The organism is Bradyrhizobium sp. AUGA SZCCT0176, assembly GCF_018130145.1.
Classification (GTDB): domain Bacteria; phylum Pseudomonadota; class Alphaproteobacteria; order Rhizobiales; family Xanthobacteraceae; genus Bradyrhizobium.
In genome coordinates, this window is record NZ_JAFCMB010000007.1 from 276,125 (window position 1) to 300,741 (window position 24,617).

Sequence of the window (24,617 nt, forward strand, 5' to 3'; positions counted from 1 at the left end):
GCTCTATGCGAGCAGCCCCCTGAGATCGTCGCAGATGAGATCGGCAGCGGCGGCGCTAGCGGGTGAGATCGAGGTGTAACTGAAAAAGCCGTGGTTCAATGTCGGAAACTCGCGATAAATCACCGGCACGCCCGCGGCCTTCAAGGCGGCGTGATAGTTCACGCTGTGCTCATAGAGAAAGTCGTACGGGCCGACACCGATGATCGCAGGCGCGAGGCCTTTGAGATCCGCGAGAATCGGCGATGCGCGCACATCGTTGAGTTTCGCTTCAACGTCGCCGCTGCCGAAGTACGGCTCACGGATGTCCGGATTGCGGTCCTTGCGCACGTCGAACGCGCCGTAGAGCAGTACCTGGGCAGCGAGTTTGATACCGGCATCGCGGCACTTGACGGCGGTCACGGCCGCGAAATTGCCGCCGGCGCTGTCGCCGCCGACCGCCAGCGGCTTGCCCGCTCCGCCGAGCCGGTCAAGGTTGGCGTGCGCCCATTTGGCACCTGCGATGGCATCTTCGACGCCCTGGGGGAAGGGGTGCTCGGGCGCCAGCCGATAATCAACGTTGACGACGACGACGCGCGCGCGATTGGCAAACCGGATCGCATGGGCCTGGTGGCTGTCGATATCGCCGACGATGTAGCCGCCGCCGTGGAAATAGACGAGCGTGCCAATCGGCGCGCCTTCGACCGGCTGCACGATCTCGATGGTGATGGGCCCGTTCGGACCCGCAATGCTGGTTCTTTCAAGCTTGCCCGTCGGCAGATTGGGCTTGGGATAGAGAAACGCGCGAATATTGCGCGCCCGTTCGCGGCTGACCGGGCCATTGCGTCCGGCATACAGATCGGGGATGCCGCTTTCCTTCCACTTGCGCTCTATCTCGGCGATGGCGGGATCGAGTGGCTGTCGGTTCTCTGTAGTCATGGTATCTCCGCGGGCAAGAGCGTCAGTTTGCAGGTTCGACGTTCGTCAGATCGATCACGACCGATTGGCCGATCGGCGGCGTCTTGATGGCGTTCGAGGCAAAGTAGGCGACATGTATCGCCGCAACGGGCGCGAGCCACGCGACCTCCACGACGTGGCCATAGACCTTCGTCCAGGCGTCCCCGGCCTGGTCTACCGGCAGGTTCGAGGCTTCTTCCATCAGCCTGGTCAACGTGTCGTCCGTGTTGGAGTAGTAGTTGAAGCCACCTTTGGCATCGAGCACCTGAAACTTGGCGAGGTTCGGAATACCCGAGTTCGAGTTGAGGACCGCGGCCGAGAACGCCTTGTTGTCTGCCATGCTCCGCATAACACCAAAGTGCTGGGCTTCGATGCCCTTGACGGTAATGCCGACCTTGCGAAGCTGGGCGCCGACGGCCTGTTGCAGGAACTGGCTCATGGAGTTGTTGACGTAGGCGACCGTCAGTTCGAATCCGTTCGGATAGCCCGCAGCCGCGAGTAATTCCTTCGCCTTGGCGGGGTCATAGGGGTAACGCTCCTCGAGCTTGGCGTCGTAGCCGACAAAGCCGCGCGCCTGCAGTTGCGCCGTCGGCTCGGCAAATTTTCCGAAAAGCGCCTGCGACATCAGCTTGCGGTCGAGCGCATGGTTGATCGCCTGGCGGACGCGCACGTCCTTGAGATAGGGTTGCGGACCCTCGCCATTGCGATCACTCAGGATAAGTCCGGTCCAACCGACCGGCTCCGACACGATACGTATGGTGGGCGGAAGGTTCGCCGCATTCGAGTTGGCGGTGAGCGGATCGGAGCTGAGGAGCATCAACTGGCCCGCCTTCATGGCCTGGATGCCGGCGTTCTGATCCTGAAAGACCGAGATAACGACCTTGTCCCACTTCACCCTGCTCTTGTCGTAGTAATGCGGGTTTGGAACGTAGGTATAGCTCTTGCCGAGAATGGTCGCCGCTGGATCGATCTTGTAGGGACCGGCGCCGAATGTTTCCTTGGCGAGACTGTCCGGATTGTCGACGCCTTTGGGGCTGATCAGCATGCCGCCATTCCAATAGGCTTCGAACAGGTTGACGAGGGCGGGTTGCGGTTCCGACATGTTGATACGGAACTGGTACGGCCCCAGCACGTCGATCGACGTCAGGGTCTTCAGATTGGTCGCGAAGCCGCCACCCTTGCCTCGGAAATATTCGATCGATTTCTTTGCAGCTTCCGCCGTGACCGGCTCGCCATCGCTGAATTTAGCGCCCTCGCGCAGCGTGAATGTCACCGACTTGCTGTCGGGGGACATTTCCCATTTGGTGGCCAGCGCCGGGCGGAACGAGCCGTCCGCGGCGACGCGCACCAGCGGCTCATAGGCCGGTCCGATCGCCATGCCGGCGCGGCCGTTACCGCTCAGCGCGGGATCGAGGCTGACCGGCACAAAGGCACTGCCAACCGTCAATACTTTCTGCTGTGCGAAGGCACTGCCCGCCGCGGCGAGCGATGTGGTTGCGAGTATGGCGGCAAGAAAAAGCCGCCGGGCGGCCAATAGATTTTTCATAAGTGGTTTCCTCCAGCCTCGGATGCAATCATTTCTTTTTGACGGCGCCACGCCTCGCGACGCTGGCGTTGTTCCTTCGGATTCGGAACGGGCGCGGCCGACAGCAGTGCCCGTGTATACGAATGCTGAGGTGCCTCGTGGACGGCCTGAGAATCCCCGTGCTCTACGATCTCACCCTTGTAAAGCACGACGGTGCGGTGAGACACGTGCCGCACGACTGTCAAGTCGTGGGAGATGAACAAGAGCGACAGACCCATGCTCTTCTGCAATTCGCTGAGAAGGTTCAGGACCTGCGCCTGGACCGAGAGATCGAGCGCGCTGACCGGCTCGTCGCAGACGACAAGGCGCGGACGGGCAATGACCGCGCGCGCAATCGCGATGCGCTGTCGCTGGCCGCCGGAAAACTGCGCGGGATAACGCGTGGCGGCGTCGGTCGGCATCCCGACGCGGTTCAGAACGTCGCTGATGCGGGCGTCACGCTCAGTGCGCGACAGTGCACGGTCCATCAGCAGGGGTTCTGCCAGCGTGTCGCCGATCGTGCGCGTCGGATTGAGCGAGCCGTATGGGTCCTGGAACACCACCTGGATCTCGCGCGCCAGATCTCGGCGCCGGCGCCGCGACGCATGCGTGATGTCCTCGCCGTCGAACATGACACGCCCCGACGTGGCCGGAGCCAGGCCGAGGATGACGCGGCCGATCGTCGTTTTGCCGGAGCCGGACTCGCCGACGAGCCCGACCGTTTCGCCGGCCATCACGTCGAAGGACACACCATTGAGGGCACGAAAAACCCGCGCGCTGCGCTGCGCGAAATGAACGTGCAGGTCCGAAATGCTGAGAAGCGGTCCGCTCATCCCACACCTTCCTGAATCGATCGCAGCGTCTCTTCGATCGTCGGCAGCGGTTCGCCCGGCTTTGCCCCATGCGGATTGGCTTTCAGCAAAGCCGCGGTATAGGGATGGCTTGGCCTCTCGAACAGATCGACGACGCTTGCGGTCTCGAGCGCGCGGCCCTGATAGAGCACCATCGCCCGGTCGCAGAGATCCGCCACAACACCCCAATCATGGGTCACAATTATCACCGCCATGTTGCGCGAAGCGCTGAGGGCGCGGAGCAGTTCGAGGATCTCGGCCTGCACCGTGACGTCGAGCGCCGTCGTTGGCTCGTCCGCAAGCAGGATCCTGGGCTCTGCCGCCAGAGCCCGCGCGATACCAACCCGCTGGGCCATGCCGCCCGATATCTGGTGCGGGTAGCGACGGGCGACTTCTTCAGGGTTGGTAATTTTGACTTGATGCAACAATGCGATGATCTGCTTTTCGATATCCGCCCTGGACCCGCCCTTGTGCACCCGGATTACCTCGGCGAGGTGATGACCTACCGTGAAACACGGATCGAGCGCGGCCATAGGCTCCTGGAAGATCATGCCTATTGTGCCGCCGCGCAGCGCCTCGAGCTGGCGTTGGTTGCCGAGATCGATGGTCGTGCCATCCAGGCTCATGCGACCGGACGTCATGCGCGTTCCTGCCGGCAGCAGGCCAAGCATCGACATCACGGTCAGCGTCTTGCCGCTGCCGCTTTCGCCGACAATCCCGAGCGTTTCTGCGTTGGCAAGATCGAGATTGACGTGGTCGACCAGCGTGCGTGCACTTTCACCTTGACCGCTCACAATGGTCAGATCGCGCAGCGCGAGGATCGTGTGGGCCGGCGCATCGGTAATCGGCTCGGGTACTCGCACCTGTAGCGTGTGCCGATGCGCGGCTGCGGCCCAGGTCTCGACCGCCGTGTCGCGGAGGCTGTCGCCAAGCAGCCCGAAACTGAGAATTGTCAGCGCCAGCACGCTACCGGTCGGAAGCAGCAGCCAGGGAAAGTCGTTGATCGATGCGGAGGCCTCAAACACCATGCCGCCCCAACTCGGCGCAGGTGGTGGAACACCGAGGCCCAGGAAGTTTATGCCGGTCTGGATAACAACCGTGATGCACGCGAAGAGGGCGAGTTGAACGACCACCGGGCCAAAAATGCGGGGCAGTATGTGCGTCAGGATGATACGCGCATCGCCAAGGCCAGAGATTCGAGCGGCGGCGATGTAGAGTTCCTCGCGGACGCCGAGCACCACGCTGCGCACGACGCGCGACACACCGGCCGAGCCAAGAATACCGAGCGTGACCATGGCTGCGGACATCGACTGGCCGAAGATGCTCAATACGGACAACAGCACCACAATGACGGGAATGGCCTGCAGGAGGCTGACATATTGTACGACGAGGCGATCCCACCAACCGCCGAAATAACCGGCGCTGAGGCCGAGCAGCACGCCGATCAGGCTGACGACCGCCAGCGCCTGAACGACGCCGACAAGGCTGGGGGTCGTACCGTGCAGCAGGCGGCTCAGAACATCACGTCCGAGCGCGTCGGTCCCCAGCAGATGCTCCGCGCTCGGCAGCTGTTTGATGGCGAGCAGATCCTGATCGAGCGGGTCATAGCTCGAGATCTGGCCGGCGAACAGACCGCCGACCACGACAATTGCGATCCAGATCAGCGCAAGGAGCGCAAGTGGACGACCGAGCAGCCTCGCGAGGAAACGGGCCGGCCTGGGCAATGCTTTTGGCACCCGCAGGGTTTCGAGCGCTAGCGCGCCAGCGATCGGAGACTGGCCTTGCGTCATGACAGCCGTACCCGCGGATTGAGCCAGCCGTAACTGAGGTCGACTAGCAGGTTGATCGCGACCGCGAGCAAACCGAAATAGAGCGTGGCGCCTTGCAGGACCGCTATGTCGTTCTGCTGCGCGGCGTCGACGGCCAGACTGCCGAGGCCCGGAAGTACGAACACGCGCTCGACGAATACCGTTCCCGAAATGGCGCCGATCATGACGAGTCCGAGGACAGTGATGACCGGTAACGCTGCATTGCGCAGAGCGTGTTTCCAGATGATCGAGCCCTCGGGCACGCCGCTTGCCCGCAAGGCTCGGATAAAATCACGGCGCAGCACGTCATTCATGCCGTCGCGGGTCTGCTTGGCGATGTTGGCGATCGGCAGGAATGAGACTGAAAGGATTGGCAAGACCAGGCTGGCCAGCCAGCCGGCGGGATCCTGCGAAAACATCACGTAGCCGGTCGCGGGGAGCCAACGCAGCCAGACCGCGAACACCATGATGAAGAGCAGCGCGGCCAGGAACGACGGCATCATCAATCCGACGAGCGACAAGACGTCAATCGCCTTGCCGATCCAGCCACCACGAAGCGCACTCAATACGCCGAACAGGAGCCCAAGCGACACACAGACCAGCATGACGCCGGTCATGATCGACAGCGTAACCCCAAGGCGTGGGTTGAGCATCGACAAGACGCGTTCCTTGGTAAGGTATGACGCGCCGAGATCGCCGCTCAAGGCGTTGCCGAGCCACGATGCATATTGAATCAAGATCGACCGATCGAGCCCCAAATCGTGGCGAAGTGCGAGGTACTGCTCCTGCGTACCGTCGGCTCCCAATATCGTCCGCGCGAGGTCGCTGGGCGACAGGCTGTTCAGGACAAACGACACCAGCGTGACGATCAGCAGCAGCGGCACCGACAACAGGAGCCGGGTTCGAATTGTCGCCAGCATTTCCCCTCCCAACAAGGCCGATCTGTCGTCAGCCGCCTGCCTTAGCAATATCAATCCTGCGCTAGACTAGCGGCAGCCGAAACTCGTGGCCTGCGTTACCGGCCCGCTGCCGTTCCAGGTCGTTTTCAGCGGATAGACGCAGATCGGATAGCTGATGCTCTTGTCGCGCGAGGTCAGCAGGATGTCGCCGGGCGCTTCGCCCTTCTCGACCCAATCGACCAGCGCGGTGAAGAACTGGTCCTGCTCGCGCGTCGGCGTCTGGTTGGCATTGCCGGGCAGTTTCGGCATTGGCACGGTGTCGTTCTTGCCGCCGACCGTGTAGGCCCGGCCCTGCGAGGAGTGCGCGGCGCCCGGCACCAGATACATCCGCATGAACTTCGCCACCTCGGCGTGCCCGCCCATCGCGGCCAGCACGCGCTCATGGTAGTTGACGTTGCCGGCGGGCGGGATCGCATCGTCGACGAGGCCGGTCCAGATCACCACCTTGCGGCCGAGGTCGCGCAGTTTTGCCAGGTCAGCCTTATCGGTGATGAGGTTGCTGAACAGCGTCGGCTGCAGCGCGACGTTCTTGCCGACGGCATCGGCCAATCCGGCATAATCGAGTTCGAGCCATTTGTTGCGCACGGCTGTCGAAGCGTTGGTGATCGGTACCGCCGAGGTCGCGCTGGCGTCGGCGGCATAGCTGACATCCTGCATCGCCTGGGCCACGCTGTCAGCGCCGGCGCTGGTGATCTGACCGCCGATGCCGGTCCCGCGGGTGAACGCCCACCAGACCTGCTTGGGGCCGAGCGACTTGCCGCTCCGGCTGTCTGATGTCTGGGCGGCGTCAAAACTGCCATCCGGCGTGGCGCCGTACCAGATCCGGTTCAGCGCCATCGCCTCCTTTGCGCTCATGCAGGTCGCGGCATCCGGATTGCTGCCGGTCACGCCCTCGCCGGTCGCACCGGCACACAGCGCCGCGGCGTCGCGTGCGGGGTTGTAGTTGCAGGCAAAGGGATCGAGCAGGAAGCCGAGCCCGGCGGTGTCGCAGGCGGCGACGGCGCGCTGGTTGGCGGCGGCGACCTTGGCGGCGAATGCCTTCGCCGCGTCCTTGTTCACGGCCGTGAAGCCCAGTTCGGTCTTCATCACGATCTGCGGATACAACCCGGACGTTCCGAACTTTGCGATATTCGGCGCGGGCTGGGCGATCAAATAGCCATCGTAGAGTTCAGGGTACTCCTGGAAGACCTTCATGCCCTGCCGGCCGCCCTGGGAATGGCCGTCGTAGTAAGTGTATTTGGGCGCCTTGCCATAATAGAGGCTGGCCAGCGCCTTGGTCTTGTTGGCCTGCTCCACCATCGCGCGCACCGAGAAGTCGCGCAGCGACTCGGTATTGAGCTTGCCGTCGGAGAGGAATGTGAACGAGCCGTCCTGGTACCAGGGCTGCCCGGCATCGGTGGTGCCCGACGCATAGCCGATATTGGCGTTGACGATGGCCGGAACCTTGCTGCCGATCTGATCGGCATAGCGATGTCCGCCGCCGACCCATCCCCCGCCGCCATAATTGCGGATGCGCTCGTTCCAGTTGGCAGGCGCCGGTAGCCAGACCTCGATGCCGATGCCCTCGGAGTACGAGCGCGCGGTCTTGTCCTTTTCCGCGGTGGCGCCGGGGCCCACCAGCAGTTTCACCAGGCAGAGGTCCGCCGCCGCCGTCACCGGCTGCGGCGCATCGGGCGCCTTTAGTTCCTCGCCCTTCTTCACCTGGCGAACCGCCACGACCGTGGTGTCGGCGTCGGGCTTGAAGGCCGTCTTGATGCCATCGTCGCATGGAAGTTGCTGCGCCAAGGCCGGCGTTATCTGGCTGCAGGCGGCCAGCAGCAGGACCGCCCAAATGCGCTTGCCCGGTGTGATCGACATCGTTTTCGCTCCCCGTGATTTTTGTGTCGTTATCGCTTTATGCGGATGGCTGATCGATCGCGCCGCCGAGAAAGAGCTGGCCGACGCGGGGATTGCTGAGCACCTTGTCGGCCCTGTCCACCAGACGGGTCTGGCCGAGCTCGAGCACGATGCCGTAATCGGAGATCTCGAGCGCCGAGCGCGCGTTCTGTTCGATCAGCAGGATGGAAACGCCGCGATCGCGCAATTCCTGCAAAATGCCGAAAGTCTGCCGGATCAACAGCGGCGAGAGCCCGATCGACGGCTCGTCGACCAGCATCAGTTGCGGATTGAGCAACAGCCCGCGCGCGATTTCGAGTTGCTTCTGTTCGCCGCCCGACAGCGTCGACGCCTGTTGCGTCGCCTTCCGGCGCAGCACGGGGAATTGATCGAGCGCCGCTTCAATGCGTGCCGGCAAGTCCGGAATATCGCGCCCCGCGACCACCGCGCCGAGCTCGATATTGTGGCGCACCGACAATTCCGGGAAGATATTGCGGCCCTGCGGCACGTAGCAGATGCCTGATGTCAGCAGTTCGCGCTGGCTGAGGCCGGTGACGTCGCGGCCCTTGAACACGATCTTGCCTTCGCGCAGTTTCAGCAGGCCGAAGATCGCCTTGAACACGGTGGATTTTCCGGCGCCGTTCGGCCCGATCACCGTGGTGATGGTGCCTGCCGGCACCGAAAAACTTGTGCCGTTGAGGATGGTCATCTTGCCGTAGCCGCCGACCAGGCCTTTAACGTCGAGGATGGGTTCGCTCATCTGTGTTCCCTCACCCACCGGTTCAGTGGCCGAGATACGCGTCGATGACGGCGCTGTTGGCACGGATTTCAGCGGGCGTCCCGATCGCCAGCACCTTGCCTTCCGCCATCACCACCACGCGCGAGCACAGCGACATCACGAATTCCATGTTGTGCTCGATCACGACGAAGGTGGCGCGCTTCTCGCGGTTGATCTCGGCCAGCCGCGCTTTCAAATCGCCGAGCATCGTCAGATTGACGCCGCCGGCCGGCTCGTCGAGCAGCACCAGACGGGGGCCACCCATGAAGGCCATGGCGGCATCGAGCAGTTTCTGCTGGCCGTAGGACAATCCGCCGGCCAGTTCACCGGCGAGATGGCCGAGCTTGAAAAACTCGATCATCTGATCGGCCGCCTGGCTGAGGCCTGCATCGGATGGACCCAGCAGCCGCGACAGCATGTTGCCCTGGTGCTCCTGGCCGGCGAGGATGAGATTTTCCCGCACCGACAGTTTTGGAAACACCTGAAGCAATTGGAACGTGCGGCTGACGCCGAGCCGGTTCAAATCCGACGGCCGAAACCCGGTGACGACCTTGCCATCGACCTTCACCTCGCCGGCGCTCGGCTGCAACTGGCCGAGAATGCAATTGAACAAGGTCGACTTGCCGCAACCGTTCGGACCGATCAGGCCGAGGATTTCGCCTTCCTGCACGTCGAAGCTGACGCCATCGACCGCATTGATGCCGCCGAAGTTCTTCTTGATGTTGCTGATCTCGAGAACCGCGGTCATGGCGCCGGCTCCAGTCCTGATTTCGCAACCGCGCGCAGTGCGGAGGCGGCCTTGGTGCGGCGCTCGGTCAGATAGCGATCGAGAATGCCGAGAATGCCGGTCGGCGAATAGATCAGCAGCAGGATCACGGCAACCGCGTAGAGCATTAGATAATAACCCTGGGTGAAGCGCAGCCATTCCGGCAGCAGCACCGCGATCATCGCGCCCAGGAACGGGCCGAAGAAGAAGCCCGAACCGCCGACGATCACCATCATCAAGAGATCGAGCGAAAGCGACAGATTGAAAGGAACGGGATCAATGTACTGCGTCAGTGGCGCATACAGCGTGCCGGCGACGCCGCCGAGCGCCGAGCCGATCGCAAACGCCATCAAGGTGTAGCGCCTTGTATCGATGCCGAGCGAGAGCGCCCGCACCGGGTTTTCGCGCAAGGCCACGAAGGCGCGTCCCCAGGGCGAACGGATCAGCCACCAGGTCGCGAACGACACCAGGGCGAGCGAGCCAAGGCAGACATAATAGAATGGCAACGGCCGGTTGGTCGGATATCCCAGAATCGTCGGGCGCGGAATGTTGCTGATGCCGTAGATGCCGTTGGTGAGCCAGCTCTCGTTGCGGAACACCAGGAAGGCGAGCGTGGAAAACGCCAGCGTCACGAAGGCAAGATAATGATGCTGCACCCGCAGCGCCGGATAGCCGAGGATCCAGCCGATAGCGAAACAGAGGACGATGGCAACGCCGAGCCCCGCGATCAGCGGCATTCCGTTCGCGGTCATGATCGCCGCGGAATAGGCGCCGATGCCGACGAAGGCGCCCTGCGCCAGCGAGACCTGGCCGGCATAGCCCAGCGTCAGATTGAGCCCCATCGCGGCGATGGTCATGACAGCCCATTGGCTCAGGATGAACAGGCCGTAGCGATTGAGGTACATCGGCGCGATGATCAGGGCCGCGATCACGACCAGACCGAGCGCGACACGCCAATATCGATTGAGCAGGCTCATACCGTACGCTCCTCGGCGCGGCCCAGCAGTCCCTGCGGACGGAGCAGGATGATCAGGATCAAGAGCACCATCGGCACGGCCGCGCGATACTGGGTCGAAACATAGGCCGCCGCGAGATTGTCGACGACGCCGATCAGCAAGCCGCCGGCGATCGCGCCGCGCACCTGGTTGAACCCGCCGACGATTGCTGCGATGAACGCCGCCTGCCCCAGCACTTCGCCACTGGAAAATTTGGCGAGATAGATCGGCGTGATCAGCAGCGAGGCCAGCGCTACCAGAAAAGCGTTGATCAGGAACGTCAGCAGGATCATCCGCTCGACGGGAATGCCGATGATGCGGGCGACGGTCGGATTTTGTGCGGTGGCCTGCATCTGATGGCCAATGGACGTGCGGTTCAACAGCATGGTCAATCCGACCACCGCGGCGATGGCGAGCGCGAGCACGCCGACGCTTTGCAACGCGACCTGGCGGCCGAGGATCGAGATATCACCAGCCGGCACGATGGAGGGAAACGGCGAGGCTTCGGCGCTGAAGAACTGTTTCACGGCTTCCTTGATGCCGATCGCCAGCGCCATGGTCGCGATTGCCAGCGGCAACACGCCGTGGCGTAGCATCGGGTCGACCAGCAGCATCTTGAAGCCGAGGCCGAGCAGCAGCATCGACAGCAGCATGCCGATGACGATCGCGAGCCAGAACGGCGCGCCGACGTGCATCGCCGCCAGCATCAGGAACGCCGGCAGCATGACGAATTCGCCCTGCGCGAAGTTGATGGTCTGTGACGTCTGCCACAGCAGCGTGAAGCCGACCGCGACGATGGCATAGATCGCGCCCGTCGCCAGTCCCGCTATCAGAAGATCTAGCAGATTGGACATGCCTTTACCCTGACCTTTGCTCATCCTGAGGAGAGCGCTCCTGCGCGCGCCTCTAAGGATGGCCGCGATACCACCTTGCTATCCACCCTTCGAGACGCTTGCGGAGTTTATCATCGGGCCGCGCTTCCCGCGGACCCGGTGGCAAGCGCCTCAGGATGAGGCCCGTACCTTAGTTGAGCTTCGGCAGCACCTGCTTGATGACCTGCTTGCCATCGACGATCTCGACCAGGAAACCCTGGCGATCGATGTCGCCGTTCTTGTCGAAGGTCGCATCCATCAGGATGCCGGGCTCGCTGGCCGCCTTGATGGTGAGGCCATGGAGGTTATCGGCGAACGCCTTGGAATCGACCTTGCCCATCTTCTCGGTGGTGGCCTTGATCATGTAGATCGCCAGATAGCCCTTGAGGCCATTATGGTCAGGGACGTAATTGTACTTCTTGACGAACTTTTCCTTGAACGCCTTGATCAGGTCGACCGGGGCATCGGTGGTGAGGCCGACATGGCCGCGGGCACCGTTCGCCGCATCGCCCGCCAGTTCGACCACCTTCTGGCCGACCAGCGTGGTTTCGCCGATCAGGGGCACGGTGACGCCCTGACGCTTCAGCTCTTTCAGGATGCGGGCGCTTTCCTCTTCGTTCAGATAGATGAAGACCGCGTCGGGCGCGGCGGCCTTGATCTTGCTGACGTCGGCGGCGAAATCGGCCTGACCTGCTTCGGTGGAAAGATCGGCGGCGACCTTGACGCCGAGCTTGGCGAATTCCTTGGTGATGACGTCACGTCCGCCGCGGCCGAAATCATTATTCACCCAAACGATCGCAACCGATTTCGCCTTCACCTCGTCGTTGATGTATTTGGCGACCTTCGGCATCGAGGACTGCTGGCCGAACGAGGTGCGGAACAGGAATTTGTTGCCGCCCTGCGTCAGTTCGGCGGCTTCGCCGCCCATGATCTGGGCGATGCCGGCTTCGGCCGCGAGCGGCGCCGTGACCTTGACCGATCCGGAATAGCCGGGGCCGAGCAGGACGTAGGGCTCGCCGTCGAGCGCCTTCTGGACCTGGGCGCGCGCCACGCCGGGGTTGGATTGCGAATCGGCGTGGGTGACTTCCAGCTTGCGGCCGAGCACGCCGCCCTTGGCGTTGACTTCCTCGATCGCAAGATCGATGCCGTTCTTCCAGTTGGTGCCGACCGTGGCGCCGCCGCCGGACAGTTCGGCCACATTGGCGAGCTTGATGGGAGCACCGGACTGCGCCAACGCCGCCGCAGCCGTCATGGTCGCGAGCAGGATACCTGCCAAAATTCCTGATTTCATTTCCATCCCCTATTGTCTTGATCTTTTGATCTTGTCGACGCGAGCCTGGTGACCGGCTACGCGTCCGATGTCGCAGAGTAGCGCCTTGCCATCACGCCGTCGAATGCATTTCCCATTTCGACGATGGACGGCTTCATTCCCGTAAATAACTCGAAGGCGTCCGCGGCCTGGTGGATCGCGAGATCGCGCCCGGTCATGATTTCAGCACCCTTGGCTTTGGCCGCGGTCAGCAGCGGCGTCCAGAGCGGCGAATAGACCGCGTCGGCCACCCAGATGTCGCGGCGCAACAGCGCCTCCGGCACCGGCGTGCCGCGATCCGGCAGCATGCCGATCGGCGTTCCGTTGACCACGCCGACGGCACCGCGCAGCGCGTCTTCCACGGTTTGCGCAATCCGCACCGGTTGGCGGCCGCGCAACTGCGCCGCAATCTGTTCGGCCTTGGCGCGGTCGGTATCGAAGATGTTGAGTTCGGCGACACCGAGCGCCGCGAGCGCATGCGCAATCGCCTTGCCGACGCCGCCGGCGCCGATCAGGGCAACGGGGCCATGACCCGATGCCTTCACAAGATTGGCGACCGCACGCTCGAACCCCGTGGCGTCGGTATTGTATCCGACCAGCCGGCTGCCACTGACGACAACCGTATTGACCGCGCCGATCGCGCGCGCGGCCGGCGACAAATCATCGAGCAGCGGAATCACGGCTTCCTTGTAGGGAAACGTCACGTTGACCCCGGCAAAACCGATGCGTTTGATGCTGTCGAGCAACGTGCGCAATTCAGCCGAGCCCTGGCCCGCGACCTCGATCAGTTGATAATGACACCGGATACCCAGGGCAGCGGCCGCCTCCTCGTGCATCGCCGGCGACGCCGAATGCGCAATCGGGGCTCCGATCAAGCCGGTGAGAAACTTTTGACCGATCGAAGCTGGGCGTTTGGACACGTCGCTATGGTCTCGCAGTATCAACATGGATCGCGCGGCTTAGAGCACCAAAACCGCGCAAACGATACCGCCTTCGCCAGATAACACAATTACCCATTTATTCCACAAACATAACTTGATGTTATTTTTTCCGGCCGCGCGATGCCGCCGTCGCCGGACTTTTCCGGCTGGGCTCCAGCGCCCGCATTTCCGACCGCAGGCATTCGATGAAATGCTCGACATGCAGCGAAAGCGAGGCGCCTCTTTTCACCGCGATATACGTGTCGAACCTCGTGGGCTCCACGATCCGAAGCATTTCCACGCCGGGATAACCGCCATGCGCGACGGTAAACTGATCAATGACGGCAATTCCAAGCCCCGCCTTGACCAACGCGCAGACGGTGGTGCCGAACCGCGCCCGGATCGTGATGTCGTAGGACAATTTATTGCGCGCGAAGATCTCGGCCATGATGCGCCCGTAGGGGTCGTTGGGGTCGATGCCGATCAGGGGGTAGCGGATGATCTCCGCGGCGGTGACCTGTTTTCGACCCGCCAGTTCGTGTCCCTGCGGCACGATGCAGAACAATTCACCTGACGCCAGCGGCATGAAATCGAGGCCGGGGTGGTCGAGCCGATAGCTCATGGCGACGCAATCGCCCTTGCCGAGCAACAAATAGTCGATCGCCTCCTCGATCTTGAGGATGTTGATGTCGATGTGCAGATCGGGGTAGCGCCGACGGATGCGCTCGATCGCGCGCGGCACCATGATCTGGGAAATACTCGGCACCGAGCCGATGCGCAGTTCCGACAGCGTGCCGCGTCCGATCTTTGAAATGATTTCGGTGAGGTCGTCGACCTTCTTGTAGACGCCGTTGATCTGCTCGAAAATATTATGCGCTTCGGAGGTCGGGAAGTAGCGCCCGTTCTGGCGCTGGAAGAAGCGGATGCCGAGCGAGCGCTCGGTATATTTCACCAGCCGGCTGATGCCCGGTGCCGACACGTTGAGCAGTTTTGCCGCCCCGCCGATCGTGCCGGTGATCATCACGGCCCTGATAACCTCGACCTGGCGCAGCGTCATCATGTGCAGCAACTCCGAAGGTGAACCTGAGAGATACTCCCATGTTCGATCGGCGCAAATGACCTTATCAACGCCTTCTCAGGGTCGTTCTCAGAGTTTGGCCGCTGCGATCACGGCCTTGGCAGCATCCAGCGCGCGCTGGGCGCGATCCTTTGCTCCCATGGTCTTGGCAAGCTCGGCGGTCGGGACTTCGAGGCTGACGGTGATATCCGCCGGCATGGCGCGCGCCAGCGAGACGAGGTCGATGCCGCCCTCCCCGGGAAACATCCGCTCATGGCGGGCGGCATGGATCAGTTCGTCGTTCGTGGTAGGCCGCTCGGCCGGCCCGTCGCATAACTGCCAATAATGCAGCCGGTGGACGGGCACGCGCGCAAGTTCGGCGGTGGAACTCCTCGACCGGTCGAAATGCAGCGCATCGACCAGGATGCCGGCATTGGCCTGCCCCATCGGCGCGACGATGCTGTTGGCCGTCGCCAGATCCGGGACATAGGTCCAGGGCATGAATTCGAGATCGGCCGTCAGCCCATATGGGGCGGCGGCCTCGCAAAACCTCGCAAAGCTATCCCTGAACCGGGCGAGATCAGGATCGTAACCCGCGACCAGGATGTGCTTGGCGCCGAGCCGCGCACCGGTCTCGAAGAAGGCGGAGAAGCCGGCAATCCCGGTTTCGGGCCTGAGCGCGACCACTTCGAGGTCGGCTACCTTGATGCCGGTCGCGTCCAGCCGGGCCAGCGTTTCGTTCAGGCTCGCTTTGTCATCCAGCGGATAGGCGATGCCGCCGGGCATCGCGGGCAGCAGGCGAATTCCGACGGCGTCATAGCCGCAGCTAGCGGCAATTTCGATCAGCGCAGGAGGCGCCAGGTCGAGGACGGTCAGCGCGGCGAGCGAGAACGACGGCATTATTCAAAGTCTGCGATACGGGCGTCGAGTGCGAACATGCCCTGATAGACCTCCGGCTCACCGCCACTGAACAAGTCCGGCGCCATTTCAGTTGCTCGACGCAATGCGCCACCAAGCGCCGTCTCGTCAAGCGCCTCGATGATCAGGAGGCCGGCAAAGATGCCCTCATCCTTCCGCATGCCCTTCTCGACCGTCGGCACCGAGGTGCGGGCCAGATCGGTCACCCCGATCTGCACCGCGGCAATGCCGTCGAGCGCGACGAGCGCGTCGGCGAGTTGCCGGGGATTCTCCGGCAGACGTTCGATGCGCAGTGCGGCGATGGTCGATCCCTCGCCGCGACCCGCGCGGGCGGTCATGACGCCGCCGCCGCGAATGAAATTGCCGAGCCGGGGCATGGTGCGTTGCGACCACGGCGTCGGGGCGTTGAGCCGCGCCAGATAAGCCGGGCCGTCGAGCACCTCGGGGGCTTCAAGTTCGTAGAGAATGAAGAACCTGGCGATGTCAGTTCGCGCGGCGCGGAACACGCGAACGCCCAAAAATCCCTTGGTCGTCACACGCTCGGTGGTGTGCTCCCGCGTCAACCAGTGCCGGTAGTCGGTGAGATGGTCGGGCTCGACATCGCTCCAGATTGCCAGAAAGCCTGCGCCGCGCATGCGCTATCTCCCCTTGAGGCCATGCAACGAGGCGGGAACGGCATCCGGCAGCTTGCCCAGCTTTTGAACGGCCGCCAGCATCGCCGCGATGTATCCGTAAGGACCGAGACCACAGATCACGGCGGTGGACGCGCTCGACGTGATCGAATGCCGGTGCAATTCGTCCCGCGCATGAATATTGGAGATGTGGACCTCGATCTTCGGGCCTTCGAATATTTTCAGCGCGTCGATCAGCGCGATCGAGGTGAACGAATAGGCCGCCGGGTTCATGATGATCGCATCATAATTGCCGTGCGCCGACTGGATCCAGTTGACCAGTTCGCCTTCGAGATTGGACTGGTGAAACGAGACCGTGACCCCGAGATACTTTGCTACTTCCTCACAGCTTGCCTGGATCTCCTTGAGCGTGGTCGGGCCGTAGATGTGAGGCTCCCGAATTCCGAGGAAATTCAGATTGGGTCCGTTCAGGATCATGATCTTGATGGCCATCGAGGCTCCCTCTTTTCGCTTGATATGCCGCTTCTAGCCGGCAAGCCACTTGGCCGGGACCGTCACCAATGCCGGGAACAGCACCAACAGAAACAGCACGATAAGCTGGGCGATCATAAACGGCCAGACGCCCTTGATGATATCTTCCATGCTGATCCTGGAGACGCCGCAAACGACGTTCAGCACGATACCGACCGGCGGCGTAATGAGGCCGATGGAATTGTTGATGATGAACATCACGCCGAAATAGACCGGGTCGATGCCGGCCGCCTTGATGATCGGCATCAGGATCGGCGTCAGGATCAGGATCGTCGGCGTCATATCGAGCGCCGTGCCGACGATGACCACGATGACCATGATCGCGAACATCAAAAGCGTCTTGTTGGCCATGAAGGGCTTCAGGAGGTCGACCACCTGGGCTGAAATCTCCGACACCGTGATCAGCCAGGAAGAGACCAGCGCCGCCGCCACCAGGAACATCACGATACTGGTGGTCAGGGCGGCGGAGACGAAGACGCCGTACAGCTGCGAGAATTTCAGCTCGCGATAAATGCAGGTGGTCACGAACAGCGAATAAACCGCGACAACAACGCCGGCCTCGGTCGGCGTAAAGATGCCGAAACGCAAGCCGACGATGATTATCGCCGGCAACATCAGCGCCCAGAAGCCGTCGATCACGGCGTGGGCAACTTCCTTGAACGATGCCCGCGGCGGCGGCGTCAGGTTTTCCTTGTGGACCACCCACCACCAGGCGACGCACAAGCCGGCACCAATCATCAGCCCGGGAAAGATACCGGCGAGAAACAGCTTGGAGATAGAAACGCCGGCGGCGACGCCGAAGATGACGAAGCCGATGCTGGGAGGAATGACGGGACCGATCACGCCGCTCGCAGCCACAAGTCCTGCCGCGTAGATCTTCTTGTGTCCGGCCGCCACCATCATCGGCACCAGCACGGCTGCGAGCGCGGCGGCATCGGCCGCGGCCGATCCCGATAGCGATGAGAGGATACAGGCCGCGAGGATCGTCACATAGCCAAGGCCGCCGCGGAAATGTCCGACCGCAACGAGGGCGACATTGACGATGCGCCTGGCCAGCCCTCCCTTGTTCATGATCTCGCCGGCGAGCATGAAGAAGGGAATGGCCATCAGCGGGAAACTGTCGGCGCCATTGATGATGTTCTGCGCCACGATCTGGGAATCGAACATGTTGATCGTGCTCATCAGCGCGACCCCGCAGATGAGTAGCGCAAAGGCGATCGGCATGCCGAGCGCCATGGCGCCGAGCAACGAGAAGGTGAAGACCGCGATGGTCATGTGCGGCGCCCCCGCGATGCCATCAGATGTCCTCCTCCTTGACGGCGACCAGCTCGGATTCGCTGGCCTGGCCGGAGACGACGCGGAACAAATCATAGAGCAGCATGATCCCGACCGAGACGCCGAAGATCACGCCGACGAAATAGAAGATGCCGAGCGACAGACCGGTCGCCGGCGCGCGATCGTCGATGTTGATGATGGTCTGGCGCCAGCTACCCGCCAGCAGCAGCCAGTCGGCATACAGCATCAGGCAGTAGCTGATGACGAAGCAGATGCGTTTTCCCAGGGGTCCCAGCATCCGCACCAGCGTATCGACGCCCAGATGCGAATGCTCGCGCACGGCGACGATGGCGCCCAGAAACGTCAGCCAGACCAGCATCCAGCGTGACAGTTCCTCCGAAATCGTGATGCCGGAATTGAAGCCGTAGCGCAGCACGACATTGCCGAACACCAGCACCACCATGACCGCGAGGCACAGCGCGATCACGCCCTTGAGCAACGCGCAATAGAGGTCGAGTATCCGTCCCATCGGCGCCGTCTGGAGCTGGAGTTCGTGCAGGGCCGCTGGATACCGGCCCTGCTTCGCCGATATCAGCGGCGCGTCACTTGACCTCTTTGCGGACGCGATCAAGCTCCGCGTTGAACAACTTGACCGTATCAGGCTTGAGGGCCGCAGAAATCTTGTCGACCACCGGCTGGACGGCTTTGCGCATGCGCTCCAGCTCTTCCGGCGCCACCGCGTTGTACGTCATGCCCTTGGCCTGCAATTCGGAGAGCGCCTTCTCGGTCTGCAGCCGCGTCTGTTCCTTCTGGTAGGCGCGGCTTTCGTTGTAGGCTTCCTGCATCATCTTCTGTTCGGCCGGCGACAGCTTGTCCCAGAAAATCTTGCTGACGATGATGATGTTCTCGGTGAAGGTGTGGCCGGTGGCGGAGACGTATTTCTGGACCTCAAAGAACTTGTTGGACAGGATCACGGTGTAGGGATTTTCCTGGCCATCGACCGTGCGCGTTTCCAGCGCCGAGTAGAGCTCACCGAACGCCATCGGGATCGGGTTGGCCTTGAAGGCGCTGAAGGACTCCAGATAGACCGGGTTGGGGATCACGCGCAGCTTGAGGCCGGCGAAATCTTCCAGCTTGGCGATCGGATGCTTGCTGTTGGTGACGTTGCGGAAGCCGAGCCCCCAATAACCGAGCCCGACCAGTCCGCGCTGCGGCAGCGCGTCGATCATCGCCTTGCCGAATGCGCCCTGGACCAGCGCATCGGCCTGGTCGGTGGTGTTGACGATGAACGGGAAGTCGAGCAGGCCGAATTCGGGAATGACGGTCGCGAGCGAGGTCGTGGACGCCGACAGCATCTCCTGCGTACCGCCGCGCAGCGCCGATTGCTGCTGCAGCTCGTTGCCGAGCTGGGATGAGGCGAACTCGCGGACTTTCAACTTGCCGCCGCTCTTGGCGAGCAGGATTTCCGCGAATTTTTGCACGCCGAAGCTGACGGGATGATCGGTGTTGTTGAGGTGTCCCCAGCGGATGGTCCGCTCCTGGACCTCCTGCGCGGATGCGGTGCCGACCAAAAGCGCCCCGCCGAACACGGCTGCGGACAGAACTGCAAACAGCTTCATCTCATCCTCCCCTAGCGATCCGGTGCCCAGCCGCGGCTTGTTGCTGCGATTTTTGGTGTCTGGCCGGTCCTTTTCGGTGGAAACCATATAACGAAATGATTGTCAAATGATAGTCATGGAAATATATGATGTTATGTAATTCACCATGTGATTTTAGTTTGCGGCAAGGGGCCGCCATTCGCGGCTATGCTCGCCGGCGAGTCGCGTCAGCCTTTGCAGGCCCAAAAAGCGGGATAGACATTGACGATCATGGAGCAGCAGCAGACCCCGATGTCGGCCGGCGACAGCGGCTATCACCGCATTCGCTCCGACATCATCTTCGGCGTGCTCAACCCGTCGGGACGGCTCAAGCTCGACTCGATGAAGGAGGATTACGGCCTCAGCGTTTCGACGCTGCGCGAGATCCTCAACCGGCTGGCCTCGGAAGGCTTTGTCGTTGCCGAAGGTCAGCGCGGCTTCGAGGTAGCTCCCGTCTCGATCCAGAATTTGCGCGAACTGGCGCAGCTGCGAATCCTGCTCGAACATCATGCGATGACCGAATCGTTCCGGGCCGGCGACATGGAGTGGGAAGGCCGCGTGGTGTCAGCGCATCACAAGCTGGCGGCGACCGAGCGCGCTATCCTCACCGCGGGCGACGATCCCGAACTTCGCAAGCGCTATGACGGTGAATTCCACCAGGCCCTGATCTCGAGCTGCGGCTCGCGGGAGTTGATGCAGACTCACTCGGTCGTGTTCGACAAGTACTTCCGCTACGCCCTGCAGTACCGCGGCAGCGCCACCATCGCGCAGCACCAGGCGCTGCTCGATTGCGCGCTGAAGCGCGACGTCGAGGGCGCGAAATTGATCCTGACCGATCATATCAACAGCTGCGTGGCGCACGCGCTGTCGATCGGGACGCTGAAATGAGCCGTTCGGTCGAGTTGTTGTGACCGGCCGCCAAACAGATAATCGCCGGTGGGATGCCGAGATCGATCTATTGGTGATCGGCGCCGGTGCCGCGGGCATGACGGCAACTCTGGTCGGTGCGCTCGAAGGCCTCCAGGTCATTCTTTGCGAAAAGTCCGGCATGGTCGGCGGCACCACCGCGACCTCGGCCGGAACGGTCTGGATACCAGGCAGCCGGCAAAGCGGGGCGGCCGGCGTGCCCGACAGCGTCGCATCAGCCAAAACCTATCTCACCGCGATATTGGGCGATGACGCCAACGATGCGCGGCTCGCCGCCTTTCTCGCGACCGGGCCCGCGATGCTCGATTATTTCCAGCAGAAATCCAGCGTGGTTTTCGTGCCGCCACCGGTTCATCCCGACTATCACGCCCAGCCCGGGGCCGCGCTTGGCGGCCGGGCGCTCGGCGTCGTGCCGTTCGACGGACGAAAGCTCGGCGATGACTTTGCGCGGGTGCGGCCACCGCGCCGTGAATTCATGGTGCTCGGCGGCATGATGGTCGGCAAGACGGATATTCCGTCCTTGCTGCACCCGTTTCGCTCCTGGGCTAATTTTTCGAACGCGACGCGCCTGCTGACGCGGCAGGCGCTGGACCGGATCAAGCATCCGCGCGGCACCCGCCTGATCATGGGCAACGCGCTGGTGGCGCGGCTGCTCTACAGTTTAAAGCAACAGGCCATCGACATCCGTTACCAGACGCAGCTCAGCGAGCTGATCGAGGACGACGGCAGAATCATCGGCGCGGTGTTCACGACAAACGATCGCGACATCAGCATTCGCGCGCGACGGGGCGTCGTGCTGGCGGCCGGCGGCATTGGCTGGAGCAGCGAGTTGCGCAACCGACTGTTTCCGGACGACACCCAGCGCTATTCGATGTCGCCGGATAGCAACACCGGCGACGGCATTCTCGCCGGCGAACGCGCGCACGGCACTCTCGCGCAGGACATCAGGAGCCCGGCATTGTGGATGCCGAGTTCGGTGATGCCGCAGGACGACGGCCACCTCTCGGTGTTTCCCCACATCATGCTCGATCGCGCCAAGCCCGGGTTGATGGCGGTCAACAGATCAGGCGTACGCTTCGTCAACGAAGCCAATTCGTATCATGACTTCGTCGAGGGGATGCTGCGGGCGCATCAAACGGTGCCCAGCATCCCGTCCTATTTGATCTGCGACCGGAGTTTCGTCGGGGATTACGGCCTTGGCCTGATCCATCCCGGGACCCGCGACCTCACGCGCTTCCTGAAGTCGGGCTATCTGTTCCAGGGCGACAGCATCGCGAAACTGGCGCAGGCCATCGGCGTTGATGGCGGCGCGCTGGCCGGCACCATCGAACGGTACAATCGCTTTGCCGAGACCGGTGTCGACGAGGATTTCGGCCGCGGCACCAGCGACCTCAACCGTTTCAACGGTGATCCCACGAACAAGCCAAATCCCTGCCTGCGCAAGATCGGCCCCGGTCCGTATTTCGCAGTCGCAGTCTGGCCTTCCGACCTCGCCAGCAGCGCGGGCCTGCGCACGGACAGCAACGGCCGGGTGCTGACATCTACAGGACAGCCGATTCCCGGCCTCTACGCCGCTGGCGCCGACGCCGCCTCGATTTTCCGCGGCACCTATCCCGGTCCGGGAACCATGATCGGCCCGGCCATGGTGTTTGCATGGCGCGCGGCGATGGATATCGCGGGCAAGTCGAACGAGCTGGGTGCTACTTGATCGGCGGCCGCGGCAGCACGGCCTCACCTGCTTCCATCCGGTAGACATAGTCGAGCGAATACCAGGGCGAGCCGACATCGGTTGCAGTCGGATGCGCCTCGTCATGCCGCACGAACTCGCCGATCAGCGCCTTGGTCACACCGAACTGCACGTCGCTGTCGATATGCGGATCGGCGGGATCATAGACCTGGGAAATCAGCACCTTGAATCCCGGCTTGAAGATCAGCGCATGCAGATGCGCCGGCCGGTAGGGATGCCGGTCCTGCGCCTTCAAGAGCCGCCCGACCACGCCATCGGTCGGAATGGGATAGCCGACCATCATCACCGAACGAAACGCGAAGCGCCCGTCGGCGTCTGACGTGAACTTGCCGCGCAAATTCATCTCGGCCTGTTCAGGATCCTGGTTCTCGTACAGCCCGACCGGCGAGGCGTGCCAGATATCCACCTCGGCGCCGGCAATCGGATGGCCGGCGTGGTCAACGACGCGGGCGGTGACGAACAGCGCCGCGCCCGGCGTGTCGGACCGGACGATCGAGCCGCCGTTTGCAACGCGCGGAGAATTCAGCCGCCAGAACGGCCCGAGCAGCGATTGCGCCGTCTCGGTGTTGCCCTGATCGCCATTGTTGAGCAGGCACACCAGCGAGGAAACGCCGAGCGAGCCGGCTATCAGCACGACTTCATTGTGGGTGTCGGTCGATTGCTTGCCGAGTTCAGCCAGAATGGCAGTGGCTTCGCGGAATTCGGCTTCGGTCAGCCTGACGTCACGGACAAACCCATGCAGATGCTTGACCAGCGACAGCATGATCTCGCGCAGCCGCGGATCGGAGGTCCGCTCCATCACGGCAGACGCTGCAACCGTGACATCCTGCTCGCGCCCGATGATCATTCCGCGCTCCTTGCGGCCGCGACGGCGCCGCGCTTAGACGTCGAAGAACACGGTCTCGTCATCGCCCTGCAAATGGACGTCGAGCCGATAGACTGCGCTGGGATTGCAATTCGCACGCTGGGCGATCAGCGTGGCGCGGCGGTCGATCGGTACCAGCGCCAGCACGGGATCGGCGGCATTGGCCGCCTCGCCGTCGAAATAGATCCGCGTGTAGAGATGCAGCAGCATGCCGCGCGCGAACACCGCGAGCACGAGATGCGGCGCCTGCGGCTTGCCATCGGGATCAGGCACCGTGCCCGGCTTGATGGTGTCGAAGGCATAGCCACCGTCGGCATCGGTGCCGCAGCGGCCGAATCCCTTGAAGGATGAATTGGGCAACGCCCGCTTGTCCTGCGGATCGGAGAAGCGGCCTTGCGCGTCGGCCTGCCAGATCTCCAGCATGCAATCCACCATCGGCTTGCCGTCGCCGTCGAACACCCGGCCCTCGACGCGGACGCGTTCGCCTGACGTATCCGCCGTCACGAGATTGTTCGAGAAAGCGTCGTTCCAGTCATACTTGCCGTTCGATGTCAGGCCGTAGGCGAAATACGGGCCGACGGTCTGTGACGGGGTAACGCCTTCCGGCTTGTTCTGGGCCTTGGACACTTACTTGGTCTCCATCGGCGTGGCGTTGCGCCCGCGCAGCACAATGTTGAAGCGGTAGCACAGCGCCCAATCCGGCTTGGTGTTTTCCAGGTCGAAGTCGGACACCATCCGGTTACGCGCCTTCTCGTCGGTCACCGAATTGAAGATCGGATCGAACGGGAATAGCGGATCGCCGGGGAAATACATCTGCGTCACCAGCCGCGAGACGAAGGAATGCCCGAATACCGAGAAATGGATATGGGCCGGGCGCCAGGCGTTGTGATGGTTGCCCCAGGGATAGGCGCCGGGCTTGATGGTGACGAAGCGGTAATAGCCTTCGCCGTCCGATTGGGTGCGGCCGGCGCCGGTGAAATTCGGATCGAGCGGCGCCGGATGCTGATCGACGACATGGATATAGCGGCCGCAGGCATTGGCCTGCCACAGCTCGACCAGCGTATTGGGCACCCCGCGGCCGTCTTCATCCAGCACATGGCCGTGCACGATGATGCGCTCGCCGAGCGGCTCGCCCTTGCCCTGGAGCGTGAGGTCGTTGTCGTTTTCGCGCACCGTCTCGTGGCCGTAGACCGGTCCGGTCAGTTCCGACAGCGTATGCCGCATCGGGATCAGCGGCTTGGTGGGCGAGCGCTTCACCGTGCTCTTGTAACCGGGCGACAGCCGCGGCGGATGCGCCGTCAAGCTTTGCAGCGGATAGGATAATGTCATGACGAATTCCTCCCTGGCCTAGCCGGTGAACCTGCCGCCCAGATCATTATATGACATAACTAATTCGGG

The 24,617-nt window shown here is 62.7% G+C and carries 24 protein-coding genes; 2 read left to right on the forward strand and 22 right to left on the reverse strand.

What is annotated here, in order from left to right; all coding sequences use genetic code 11:
• Window positions 1-3 precede the first annotated feature (3 nt).
• The 19 genes from JQ600_RS19425 to JQ600_RS19515 form a co-directional block, all read right to left on the reverse strand.
• A complete protein-coding gene (locus tag JQ600_RS19425; protein WP_212386473.1) occupies window positions 4-915 on the reverse strand; it encodes an alpha/beta hydrolase in 912 nt (303 codons plus the stop codon).
• A gap of 22 nt (window positions 916-937) precedes the next feature.
• Entirely contained in the window at window positions 938-2,479 is a 1,542-nt protein-coding gene (locus JQ600_RS19430; protein ID WP_212386472.1) for an ABC transporter substrate-binding protein, read from the reverse strand.
• Window positions 2,476-3,330 carry an ATP-binding cassette domain-containing protein gene (locus JQ600_RS19435; protein WP_212386471.1) on the reverse strand — a complete coding sequence of 285 codons (855 nt, stop codon included), beginning with the start codon at window positions 3,328-3,330 and terminating at the stop codon, window positions 2,476-2,478. The genes JQ600_RS19430 and JQ600_RS19435 overlap by 4 nt, the downstream gene beginning before the upstream one ends.
• The gene (locus JQ600_RS19440; protein WP_212386470.1) at window positions 3,327-5,138 is read right to left on the reverse strand and encodes a dipeptide/oligopeptide/nickel ABC transporter permease/ATP-binding protein; all 1,812 of its coding nucleotides are present in this window, start codon (window positions 5,136-5,138) and stop codon (window positions 3,327-3,329) included. Before JQ600_RS19440 ends, JQ600_RS19435 begins: the two co-directional genes overlap by 4 nt.
• Window positions 5,135-6,076 (reverse strand): ABC transporter permease, encoded by a 942-nt coding sequence (locus JQ600_RS19445; protein ID WP_212386469.1) that lies wholly within the window; start codon window positions 6,074-6,076, stop codon window positions 5,135-5,137. The genes JQ600_RS19440 and JQ600_RS19445 overlap by 4 nt, the downstream gene beginning before the upstream one ends.
• Window positions 6,077-6,142: 66 nt before the next feature.
• Window positions 6,143-7,972 (reverse strand): tannase/feruloyl esterase family alpha/beta hydrolase, encoded by a 1,830-nt coding sequence (locus JQ600_RS19450; protein WP_212386468.1) that lies wholly within the window; start codon window positions 7,970-7,972, stop codon window positions 6,143-6,145.
• Between the two features lie 37 nt (window positions 7,973-8,009).
• The gene (locus JQ600_RS19455) at window positions 8,010-8,750 is read right to left on the reverse strand and encodes an ABC transporter ATP-binding protein (protein WP_212268774.1); all 741 of its coding nucleotides are present in this window, start codon (window positions 8,748-8,750) and stop codon (window positions 8,010-8,012) included.
• Window positions 8,751-8,772: 22 nt separating this feature from the next.
• A complete protein-coding gene (locus JQ600_RS19460) occupies window positions 8,773-9,516 on the reverse strand; it encodes an ABC transporter ATP-binding protein (protein ID WP_212268773.1) in 744 nt (247 codons plus the stop codon).
• Window positions 9,513-10,511: a branched-chain amino acid ABC transporter permease gene (locus JQ600_RS19465; protein ID WP_212268772.1), complete on the reverse strand. Its 999-nt coding sequence runs from the start codon at window positions 10,509-10,511 to the stop codon at window positions 9,513-9,515. Before JQ600_RS19465 ends, JQ600_RS19460 begins: the two co-directional genes overlap by 4 nt.
• Window positions 10,508-11,383, reverse strand: coding sequence for a branched-chain amino acid ABC transporter permease (locus JQ600_RS19470; RefSeq protein WP_212268771.1), 876 nt, complete (start codon window positions 11,381-11,383; stop codon window positions 10,508-10,510). The genes JQ600_RS19465 and JQ600_RS19470 overlap by 4 nt, the downstream gene beginning before the upstream one ends.
• 169 nt (window positions 11,384-11,552) lie before the next feature.
• On the reverse strand, window positions 11,553-12,692 hold the full coding sequence (locus tag JQ600_RS19475; RefSeq protein ID WP_212268770.1) for an ABC transporter substrate-binding protein: 1,140 nt from the start codon (window positions 12,690-12,692) through the stop codon (window positions 11,553-11,555).
• Window positions 12,693-12,748: 56 nt separating this feature from the next.
• On the reverse strand, window positions 12,749-13,630 hold the full coding sequence (locus JQ600_RS19480; protein ID WP_312010897.1) for a shikimate dehydrogenase: 882 nt from the start codon (window positions 13,628-13,630) through the stop codon (window positions 12,749-12,751).
• A gap of 121 nt (window positions 13,631-13,751) precedes the next feature.
• Window positions 13,752-14,690, reverse strand: a complete 939-nt coding sequence (locus tag JQ600_RS19485) for a LysR family transcriptional regulator (RefSeq protein ID WP_212268768.1) — start codon at window positions 14,688-14,690, stop codon at window positions 13,752-13,754.
• Window positions 14,691-14,777: 87 nt separating this feature from the next.
• A complete protein-coding gene (locus JQ600_RS19490; protein ID WP_212386467.1) occupies window positions 14,778-15,587 on the reverse strand; it encodes a sugar phosphate isomerase/epimerase in 810 nt (269 codons plus the stop codon).
• Window positions 15,587-16,240 carry a hypothetical protein gene (locus JQ600_RS19495; protein WP_212386466.1) on the reverse strand — a complete coding sequence of 218 codons (654 nt, stop codon included), beginning with the start codon at window positions 16,238-16,240 and terminating at the stop codon, window positions 15,587-15,589. Before JQ600_RS19495 ends, JQ600_RS19490 begins: the two co-directional genes overlap by 1 nt.
• Before the next feature lie 3 nt (window positions 16,241-16,243).
• Window positions 16,244-16,729 carry a type II 3-dehydroquinate dehydratase gene (gene aroQ, locus JQ600_RS19500; protein ID WP_212268765.1) on the reverse strand — a complete coding sequence of 162 codons (486 nt, stop codon included), beginning with the start codon at window positions 16,727-16,729 and terminating at the stop codon, window positions 16,244-16,246.
• 33 nt (window positions 16,730-16,762) lie between these two features.
• On the reverse strand, window positions 16,763-18,043 hold the full coding sequence (locus tag JQ600_RS19505) for a TRAP transporter large permease subunit (protein WP_212268764.1): 1,281 nt from the start codon (window positions 18,041-18,043) through the stop codon (window positions 16,763-16,765).
• Window positions 18,044-18,065: 22 nt separating this feature from the next.
• The gene (locus JQ600_RS19510) at window positions 18,066-18,572 is read right to left on the reverse strand and encodes a TRAP transporter small permease (protein ID WP_212035857.1); all 507 of its coding nucleotides are present in this window, start codon (window positions 18,570-18,572) and stop codon (window positions 18,066-18,068) included.
• A 73-nt stretch (window positions 18,573-18,645) separates the two neighbouring features.
• The gene (locus JQ600_RS19515; RefSeq protein WP_212268763.1) at window positions 18,646-19,662 is read right to left on the reverse strand and encodes a TRAP transporter substrate-binding protein; all 1,017 of its coding nucleotides are present in this window, start codon (window positions 19,660-19,662) and stop codon (window positions 18,646-18,648) included.
• Window positions 19,663-19,911: 249 nt separating this feature from the next.
• Here JQ600_RS19515 and JQ600_RS19520 point away from each other — a divergent pair, with 249 nt between their 5' ends.
• Entirely contained in the window at window positions 19,912-20,568 is a 657-nt protein-coding gene (locus JQ600_RS19520) for a GntR family transcriptional regulator (protein WP_249133691.1), read from the forward strand.
• 19 nt (window positions 20,569-20,587) lie between these two features.
• Complete coding sequence (locus tag JQ600_RS19525; RefSeq protein ID WP_312010896.1) at window positions 20,588-22,315, forward strand: FAD-dependent oxidoreductase; 1,728 nt, start codon at window positions 20,588-20,590, stop codon at window positions 22,313-22,315.
• Here JQ600_RS19525 and JQ600_RS19530 read toward each other — a convergent pair.
• Genes JQ600_RS19530 through pcaH form a run of 3 tightly spaced genes read right to left on the reverse strand, consistent with a single transcriptional unit; the run spans window position 22,308 to window position 24,548 of the window.
• On the reverse strand, window positions 22,308-23,201 hold the full coding sequence (locus JQ600_RS19530) for a dioxygenase (protein ID WP_212386465.1): 894 nt from the start codon (window positions 23,199-23,201) through the stop codon (window positions 22,308-22,310). The two genes, JQ600_RS19525 and JQ600_RS19530, sit on opposite strands and share 8 nt — an antisense overlap.
• 33 nt (window positions 23,202-23,234) lie before the next feature.
• Window positions 23,235-23,846, reverse strand: a complete 612-nt coding sequence (pcaG, locus tag JQ600_RS19535) for a protocatechuate 3,4-dioxygenase subunit alpha (RefSeq protein WP_212386464.1) — start codon at window positions 23,844-23,846, stop codon at window positions 23,235-23,237.
• On the reverse strand, window positions 23,847-24,548 hold the full coding sequence (gene pcaH, locus JQ600_RS19540; RefSeq protein WP_212386463.1) for a protocatechuate 3,4-dioxygenase subunit beta: 702 nt from the start codon (window positions 24,546-24,548) through the stop codon (window positions 23,847-23,849). It lies immediately after the preceding gene.
• Window positions 24,549-24,617: the final 69 nt, after the last annotated feature.